The sequence below is a fragment of the Clostridium sp. MCC353 genome (assembly GCF_018785315.1).
Lineage (GTDB): Bacteria > Bacillota > Clostridia > Lachnospirales > Lachnospiraceae > CHH4-2.
In genome coordinates, this window is the sequence record NZ_WQPN01000085.1 from 26482 (window position 1) to 35042 (window position 8561).

7 protein-coding genes are annotated in these 8561 nt (G+C 49.7%); 1 reads left to right on the forward strand and 6 read right to left on the reverse strand.

Annotated elements, in window-relative coordinates; all coding sequences use genetic code 11:
• Positions 1-9: 9 nt before the first annotated feature.
• From GPL15_RS15675 to GPL15_RS15690, 4 genes are read right to left on the reverse strand one after another with little or no spacing between them, the layout of a single operon-like run.
• The gene (locus tag GPL15_RS15675; RefSeq protein ID WP_215699626.1) at positions 10-1266 is read right to left on the reverse strand and encodes an ABC transporter permease; all 1257 of its coding nucleotides are present in this window, start codon (positions 1264-1266) and stop codon (positions 10-12) included.
• Entirely contained in the window at positions 1266-2309 is a 1044-nt protein-coding gene (locus GPL15_RS15680; protein ID WP_215699627.1) for an ABC transporter permease, read from the reverse strand. The genes GPL15_RS15675 and GPL15_RS15680 overlap by 1 nt, the downstream gene beginning before the upstream one ends.
• Positions 2302-4095 carry a sugar ABC transporter ATP-binding protein gene (locus GPL15_RS15685; protein ID WP_215699628.1) on the reverse strand — a complete coding sequence of 598 codons (1794 nt, stop codon included), beginning with the start codon at positions 4093-4095 and terminating at the stop codon, positions 2302-2304. The genes GPL15_RS15680 and GPL15_RS15685 overlap by 8 nt, the downstream gene beginning before the upstream one ends.
• A 25-nt stretch (positions 4096-4120) precedes the next feature.
• Entirely contained in the window at positions 4121-5413 is a 1293-nt protein-coding gene (locus tag GPL15_RS15690; protein ID WP_215699629.1) for a DUF3798 domain-containing protein, read from the reverse strand.
• Positions 5414-5739: 326 nt separating this feature from the next.
• On the opposite strand from GPL15_RS15690, the gene GPL15_RS15695 reads away from it, so the two are divergent.
• Positions 5740-6651 carry a LysR family transcriptional regulator gene (locus GPL15_RS15695; RefSeq protein WP_215699630.1) on the forward strand — a complete coding sequence of 304 codons (912 nt, stop codon included), beginning with the start codon at positions 5740-5742 and terminating at the stop codon, positions 6649-6651.
• Here the strand turns inward: GPL15_RS15695 and GPL15_RS15700 are convergent.
• A complete protein-coding gene (locus tag GPL15_RS15700) occupies positions 6639-8039 on the reverse strand; it encodes an MATE family efflux transporter (RefSeq protein ID WP_215699631.1) in 1401 nt (466 codons plus the stop codon). The genes GPL15_RS15695 and GPL15_RS15700 overlap by 13 nt on opposite strands.
• A 2-nt stretch (positions 8040-8041) precedes the next feature.
• The gene (locus GPL15_RS15705; RefSeq protein WP_215699632.1) at positions 8042-8476 is read right to left on the reverse strand and encodes a MarR family transcriptional regulator; all 435 of its coding nucleotides are present in this window, start codon (positions 8474-8476) and stop codon (positions 8042-8044) included.
• Between the last annotated feature and the right edge of the window lie 85 nt (positions 8477-8561).

Consider the following 8561-nt stretch of genomic DNA (forward strand, 5'->3'; position numbering starts at 1 on the left):
TTTTATTATTTATGCCTGTTGTTCCTGTTCCAGCAGAAGTTTCCTCTGCTTGGCCGCTTTTGCCGTATGAAGCAGCAGCGCCAGGGCGATCACCCCGTATGATACGAATACCCTGAAATACTCCCCGATCTGGGTATCGTTGAAAAGATTGGCTCCGGCCATGGGCGCAACCGTAAATAGCGTGTGGAATAATAAAATTCCTAAAAATGCATGGCTGACATTGGCCTTCTTTATGGAAGCCCCGCCCACCAGCAGAGCCGCGATAGCAAAGGTGGCAACCTGTTCATGGGCCGTATAGGTGGCAAAATTTCCGATGTTCTGAATCGATATGATCTGGCCGAAACTGGCCAGCACGGTGGAAATCACGATGGCAATGATCCTGGTTTTGTCCACATTGATGCCGGACGCCACCGCCACTTTCATATTCTGGCCCACCGAACGGAAATCCTGTCCCAGTTTTGTATTGATGATAAAACGGGTGAACAGTGCCACAAGAATGACCAAAAGGGCCGTAAATACAGGCACATCCACAAAGGCCATGGCCATATTCAGCTTTGCATTGCCCCTCACAGCCGCCAGGACCGCTCCGTAAACCAGGGCTGCGGTTCCGGTGCGTTTCACTGACTGATATTCCCTTTTCCTGATCCCGGCAAAAAGTTTCCAGACGAATACGGCGAGCAGCAGAACAAATCCGTATAAAAACGCTTGATCCAGAGAAATCCTGATCAGCTTGTCAAATGCGCCCGATGTCTTTTCCGACAGCTTCATGGTATTTAACAGGCCGATGCCGCCTGATATGGTCATATCCGGGTTATTCAGCGGGATGATGCCGCCCACCAGCACCATGAAGATAAACTGGTAAACTCCGTTGGCAAAGAAGCCTAAAATCATGCCCGTAATCATTTCCTGGCCTTTGGTTTTGTTGAAAAGCCGCCCGATGAGCACGCCTAAAAGGATAGCGATTGGAGTACTGACCGCCAGGGCCAGAACCAGTCCGGGCACGCCTTCCACCTTCCAGTATGTCACCATGATCATAGCAGTCTGGGCGCTCATGGCCCCTAAAACAATGCCAAAATTCAGTCCCAGCCCGGCCAGAACGGGGATGATTAACGACAGCACCAGAACCCCGTTTCTGAAAAGCCGCTGAACAATCTGCTCAAACAGGAAAGCCGGGGTCTGATCCGCGACCACGATAGCGGCGGTACACAGAATAAGGAACATGACCGTAACGATATTATTGGAAAACAGATCTTTTATCTTTTTCATCACTTGTCACCTGCCTTCGTAAGCGCATAGAGGATCACTCCGTTGCTGATGATAATACGGATAATTTCGGACAGATTCCCCTCAGGCATCACTTCATTGGCGATAGGAAGTGCGATGGTCAGCATGGTCTGGAATAAGACCGTTCCGAATATCACATGGGTGACCGTGGCCCTCCTGACCGTGGCGCCGCCGATGAGAATCGCGGCCGCACAGCTGAAGGCCATCATGAGCGGGGCATTATAGAACTGGTAAAAACCGTAGCTCTGGGCGTAGACGATAATTCCTATGGCTCCTAAGCAGGTGGAAATCACCATTCCAAGAATCCTGGTCTTATCCACTTTGATCCCGATGGCCCTTGCGTAAGTGGGATTTGCCCCTCCGATCTTCATCTTGATTCCCAGCCTGGTTCGCAGAAAGATCCACATAAGCAGACAGCAAAGCAGGGAAAACAGGATCAGACCGGTGGGTATTTCGATATTTTTCGTGATCCGGATCTTCAAAAAATTATCCAGTATTTTTTCATAGCTGCCTTCCACGGACACGATATTTCTCAGGCCCGATCCCATGGGAAATGTGATGGCGTCATTTTTAAACGGGGACACCAGCCACACAATATCCATAAATGCCACCACGGAAAATCCCACATAGGTGGCGATCATGCCTTCCGACCCCCGGACCTTGTTGAGAAGAATTCCATAGCCCACGCCAAACAGCGCCGCCAGGGGCAGTGAGATACAAATTGCCGCCAAAAATCCGGCCAGCCCCGTGATTCTCAGCTCCAGGCTCAGCGCCCCTCCCAAAAGCCCGCAGACAATTCCAAGAGGCAGGCCGTAGTTCATGCCGATCCCGGAAGTGATGGAAGGCACCATAGCTAACACCAGGATCAGGTTCATAAAAATTCTTGTCAGGGACTGGGAAAACAGCATGTCCGACTGAAGGCCCAGGATCGGAAGAAGAAGGCATAAAACCACCACAAAGCCTGTGATAATCAGCCTTGGTAGACCGATTGACTGATAGATGACGTTCAATTTTGTCTTACTCATTCTTCTCACCTCCTGCTGATTCACCTTCCGGCGCATGATCTCCCGATGTCATGCCCTCCGGCGATTCATCTCCTACCGGTTCGCCCTCCGGCGATTCATCTCCTGCCGGTTCGCCCTCCGGCGATTCATCTCCTGCCGGTTCGGCTTCCAACATTTCTCCTTCCAGCGGCGCTCCTCCCGGCGGCTCTTCGCCCGGCAATTCCAGCATTTCACCCGCCCCCGACATCATGAGCCCATATTCCGCATCCGGCGCGTCGGGGAGAAGAACTCCCTGTATTTTCCCTCTGGTTATGATCACAATTCTATCGCAGACAGTCCGCAGTTCCTTGAGTTCGCTGGAAGTGATAACGATGGTAACCCCGTCTTCCCGGTTCAGCTTCTTCAGATAGTCCAGCACGATTTTCTTGGCACCGATGTCAATTCCCCTGGTAGGTTCCGAGACGAACAGCATTTCCGGTTCCAGGGTGAGGGCGGCGGCAATGCAGACCTTCTGCTGGTTTCCGCCGGATAAAGCGCCTACGGCCTGTTTGGGGCCGGTGCATTTGATCTGAAGTTCTCCGATCATTCTTTTGGCCCGTTCGCTGATCCCTTTCCTGTCGATCTGGCTGAAGGGCCCATAATGGTTCAGGAAATGGCCGTGTACCTGCATGGACGGGTTTACGATGTTGTCTTCAATGGAATCCTGGAGAATCAGGCCCACGCCTTTCCTGTCTTCGGAAACGAAGGCGATATGCTTCTTTAAAACGGACAGGGGATCGTTCAGTTTCAGGCGTTCCCCTTTATAAACCACCTCGCCGTCCGCATGGCAGGTCCCCAGAATGCCGTTTGAAATGCCCAGCTTTCCATACCCGGCCAGGCCCGCAAATCCTACAATCTCGCCCTTCTTTATGTCCAGATCAATGCCTTTTACCATTTCCCCAGGCATCATCACTTTCAGGTTCCGGATGGACATCAATGTCTCACCTCCGGAAAAATCCCTGTACCGGGCGATGGAATCCCCATCGATTCCCCGTCCCACCATCAGTTCCGCCAGCCGTACCGCCGACGCGCTCTTTCCCGGAATGGTGGTAACCTGCTCTCCATCCCGCATCACCATGATTTTATCGGAAATCTGGATGACCTCGTCCAGTTTATGACTGATAAAAATGATTCCCACGCCGCTTTCTGCGATCTTCTTCATCACTTCCAGAAGGCGCTGGGATTCGCTTTCCGTCAGCACCGCCGTCGGCTCGTCGAAAACAATGACTTTAATGTCCTTTTTATCGATCTCCCTGGCGATTTCCACAAACTGCATATAGCCTACCGGCATTCCTTCCACAAGGGCCCACTCGTCAATTCCAAGTCCCACTTTATCCAAAGCTCTTCTGGCGTCCTGCTTCATGGTTCTGCGGTCCAATGTCTCAAGTTTTTTCCCGAACACTCGGCTGACGGGATTTGATTTGGTAAGTTCCCTGTTCAGCTTAATATTCTCCGTAACGGAAAAATCCGGCAGCAGCATAAATTCCTGATGCACCATTCCAATTCCCAGCTCCATGGCATGGTACGGCGATTTTATGGATACTTCCTTTCCCTCATATAAAACGTTCCCCTCGTATCCGCCTGTGGAATGAATCACAGGCATTCCGAATAAAACGTTCATGAGTGTGGATTTTCCTGCGCCGTTTTCTCCGATTACGGACATGATTTCACCAGGCTTTAACTGGAAGCTGATTCCTTTCAGAACCCGGTTTCCATAGTATTCCTTGCCTATATTTTTCATTTCCAGGACATACTCGTACTTTGCCATTCCAATCACCTTTTCCGGTTTTTTATTACTCGCCAAATGTGCTGAAATCTACCAGTTCCCCGGTCACATAGATCACATTGTCGAACTTTGTTCCATTGTTGTCCACATAGTTGCTGAACTGGATATCAGCTTTTGCGTATTCGGACATCTTCTCTTTCAATACGTCCGGATCGAACTTGCCGTTTGTCTGCCCTTCACAGTACGCTTTGGCATATTCCACGCCTGCGCAGATGAACATGGGATAAACTGCGAAACTCCATGTGGAGAGGCGTTTTTCCATACCGAGAGCAGTTGATTTTTCCTTGATCTGCTGAAGGCCGTACTGGAAATCGCCTTTCTTGTCTTCCGGTATTTCGATTCCTAACGCTGCCGGATAGCCGTTAAATGGAGACGGATCGGACTGAAGGATATAGATAGCTCCGCCTTCTACAACTGCTTTGATCATCGGTTCGTTCATCGCCACGCCCGTTGCGTAAAATGCCGTGTCAGGCCCGTATTCTTCGATCTTTCTGCGCACATCTTCAAGGACGAACTGCTGGGTTCCAGCAACTCCGGCGTCGCTCTGGGTATCCGGCGTCATAACTTCCATAAATTCGATTCCCAGCTCTTCGCATTTGGCCTTAATGGCTTCGTATCTGGTGTGGATTACCTGCATGGCCATCTGGCGGGGGAAAGAATAGTGGATCAGCCTGGCAGCTCCCCGCTCCTTGGCCCCTTCCACCATCTGGATTCCCAGCTCTTCCGTCGCCTTCTGAAGGCAGATATCCGCAACGCCTTCAGCGCCGATTACCGCAGGGTCTTCTGTCATTCCGCCTACGATGCAGAGCATATCAGGGCGTTTTTCCTTGATCTTCTGGATTGCCGCAGTGGTTCCTTCAATGGCCTGGCAAAACACAATGGCCTTAACATCCGGGTCTGAGGCCAGGCTGAGGGCGTTGGAAATGGTGGTTTCCAGTTCCGATGATTTATCCGGGTAGGTGGCTGTGACGATCAAATCTCCGTATTTTTCTTTCATGGTCATGGCCGCACGGTAGTTCTCTTCTGTTGAGGAAACCGTGTCCGTCATGATTCCGATTTTATATTTTCCAACTGCCTCTGAGGATTCCCCTTCTTTTTTGCCCGCTGGGTCACCTGAAGCGGCCCCATCTTTTGATGCCCCCGCATCCCCTGATGCTGAGTTTCCGGCCGCTGTATTTCCGGCTGCCGCAGTGCTCTGCCCTGACGATGCCGCAGGCTTATCCGCTGAACCGCAGGCGCATAAACCGCCTATCATGGAAACCGCCAGCAGAAGTGACATCATTTTTTTCATTTTCCTCATCTCTTGTTCCTCCTATACATGTGATTTTCTGTAGCTCAGAAGGATGGAGCCATATTCTATTCCATCCCCAAAGATCAACAAATAATTGTAAGTTTCGCACTAATTATCTGTTAACTATAAATCAATCTTATAGTATTTGCACAAATAAATCCAATATATAAAGTTCATAGAAACTATTGAAAAAATCAATAGTTTCCATTAGAATGAGAAAAGAGAGAGAACTACCAATACCAGCGCCGCCGGCTGATAATAAAACGTAACCGTTCAAAACGGTTTGAACGGTTACCAAAAACCTGTAACGCTGCTCACAAATGAGGGGAGAGACTATGGACTTAAAACAGTTGAATTATATTGTTGTGATCGCAGAAGAGCAAAACCTTACCAGGGCGGCAGAGCGGTTATTCGTGTCCCAGTCCACCCTGAGCTTGTTTCTCAGTAAATTGGAAAAGGATCTGGGGCTCACTCTGTTTGCACGGGAAAAGAACCGGCTTTCCATCACTCCGGCCGGGGAACTTTACGTAGAAACTGCTGAAAAGATGCTGGAAATGAAAAAAGAGCTTTATGAAAAGCTCCAAATACGTCAAAAAGAAAATACATTGAATATCGGCATCTCCTCTGAGATGATGCTCCAAATTTTTGCTAAAGTGTTCGCTAAATTCAAACCCCTGGCTCCCAATTTTAATGTAAATGTCATGGAAGGCCGGGCCGTTGCCATTTTAGACAAACTGCACGAAAACAAACTGGATGTGGCCATCATCGGCCGGAGTGAAATCATCCAGGACAGCCGCTACTACATACAATTGATGAAAAAGGAAGAGGTCTGGCTGCTGATTCCGCCAAACCACCCAGGCGCTTATGCTGCCTCCACCGATTACGCTAATCCTCCCGTCGCCGACATGTCATTATTTGCCAGCGAAAGCTTTTCCCTGGCTCCCAGAGATACCTGTGATTACCAGATTGCATTTAAAATGTTCAATGATTACCATATGAATGCCGGGGTCGTATGCGAATTGAACAGCACCATCGCCCAGTGCCGGATGGTGCTTCAAGGGCTCTGCCTTTCCGTGATTCCCAGCTACTGCATCCCAAGAGATATGGGCCTCTTAGTCTGCCGCCCTGATAAGCCCTATTACCGCTATATGCTCTGTCTCCAGCGGAAAGACAGGCGTCCCAGCCAGGATGAATTGATGTTAATGAACCTGTTAAAGGACGCCTATGCCCATTATTATGACTGCTGATCTTTAATCTTCTGATTCAGCTTTTTCATCTCAGGCACAATGAAACACGCCACAATCACTGCCGAACCGATATCAGCCGCAGGACCAGCATATAAAATCCCGTCCAGCCCAAAGAACACGGGGAGAATTAACAGAAGCGGGATCAGAAGCAGAAGCTGGCGGAGCATGGAGAGTACAGATGCCTTTATGGGCTGTCCGGTGGCCTGGAAATAGTTGGTGGCCACAATCTGGAATCCGGCGCAGAAAATGCCGCCCAGATAGATTCTCATGCATTTCACCGCAAATGTCATAAACTGTCCATTTTCACTGCCGAACAGCCGAAGGATCAGCTCCGGCATGGTCTGGCAGACCAGCCATCCGGCCGTAATGGAAACAGTGGCCGCAACGACTGCCAGCCGGTATGTCTTCTTAATCCGGGTGTATTTTTTCGCTCCGTAGTTAAAGCCCAAAATCGGCTGTGCGCCGACGCCGAACCCGATGCAGAAGGAACCCAGGATCATCACGATTTTCATCACAATTCCCATGGCCGAAAGGGCCACTTCACCGCCCACATCGCTTTGGTTTCCATAATAAACAAGGGAATTATTCATAACCACCTGCATAATACAGGCCACTAAAGAGGTGATGCCCGCCGAAGCGCCCAGAGTTAAGGTTTTATTATAAATCCGCTTCACTGGCTTCATCATGGATTTGGCGAATCCCATATGATGGCCGCCTTTAGCAAAATAAACTGCCAGGATCACACAGGATAGGATCTGGGAAGTGATCGTTGCAACCGCCGCTCCTTTCACACCCCAATGGAAAACGAATATGTAAATGGGATCCAATATGGTATTCAAAGCCGCTCCGATTAAAATTCCGTACATGGACAGCATAGGATTGCCATCCACCCTGGCCATATTGGAAAGGGAAATGCCCAGAATGCTGAAGGGAACTCCCAAAAGCACGATGGAGCCATAATCAACAGCATAGGGCAGCACTGCTTCTGTAGCCCCAAACTTGATCAGCATGGGTTCCAAAAAGGCCAGGCCCAATACGGTAATGATGAGGCCCAGGCCCAGGGAAAGGGTTACCAGGTTATTCAATGTAAGTTTCGCCTCTTTGGATTTCCCTTCTCCCAGCATGATGGACGCATAAGCGCTGCCGCCGGAGCCGATTAAGGTAGCAAAGGCCATGACGATGGTCATCAGGGGGAAAACCACGGTGGTTGCCGCATTTCCCAGATAACCGACGCCCTGGCCGATAAAAATCTGGTCTACAATATTATAAATTGAGTTCACCAGGCAGGATATGATGGATGGGATGGCAAAACTCAGCAGCAGTTTTCCGATCTTCTCATATCCCAATGGATTTCCGTTATTCTGTTCTGTCTTGATGTCTGTCTTCAAAGTCAAATTCCTCCGTTCATATAGTCATATGCGTTTTCCGCCATCCTGGACATCAGTAGGCCGATTGTCCGGACCTCTTCATCCGTTAATCCTTCCGTCAAAATCTCAAACCAGGTTTCCCGCAAGTCATAGGCCGCTTTCACCACCTCTTCCGCCTTCCGGGTGGTATAAAGCCGCCGCATCCGCCGGTCTTTCGGGTCCACTTCGATCCTGATTAAACCTTCCTCTTCCAGCTTCTGCACCGCTTTGGTCACCGTCCCCTTATCAAAATGCCCCAGCCGGGCCAGGTCGTACATGCTGATGCCTTCGTTGGAATTGATATGCAGTAAAAAGAACTGCTGCCCACAGCCGATACCGTGTTTTTCTAATTCTTTATCAAAATAGCGCTGCGCCTGGCGGTAAATGATAGACGCGTATTTATTCAGATTTGCTTCCATATTCACTCCTCCTAATATATAAGTGTAGGGTTTCAGTACCCAACAGCCAGTTGGGACTTAATCCTCTCATTGTTTAAGCTGTATA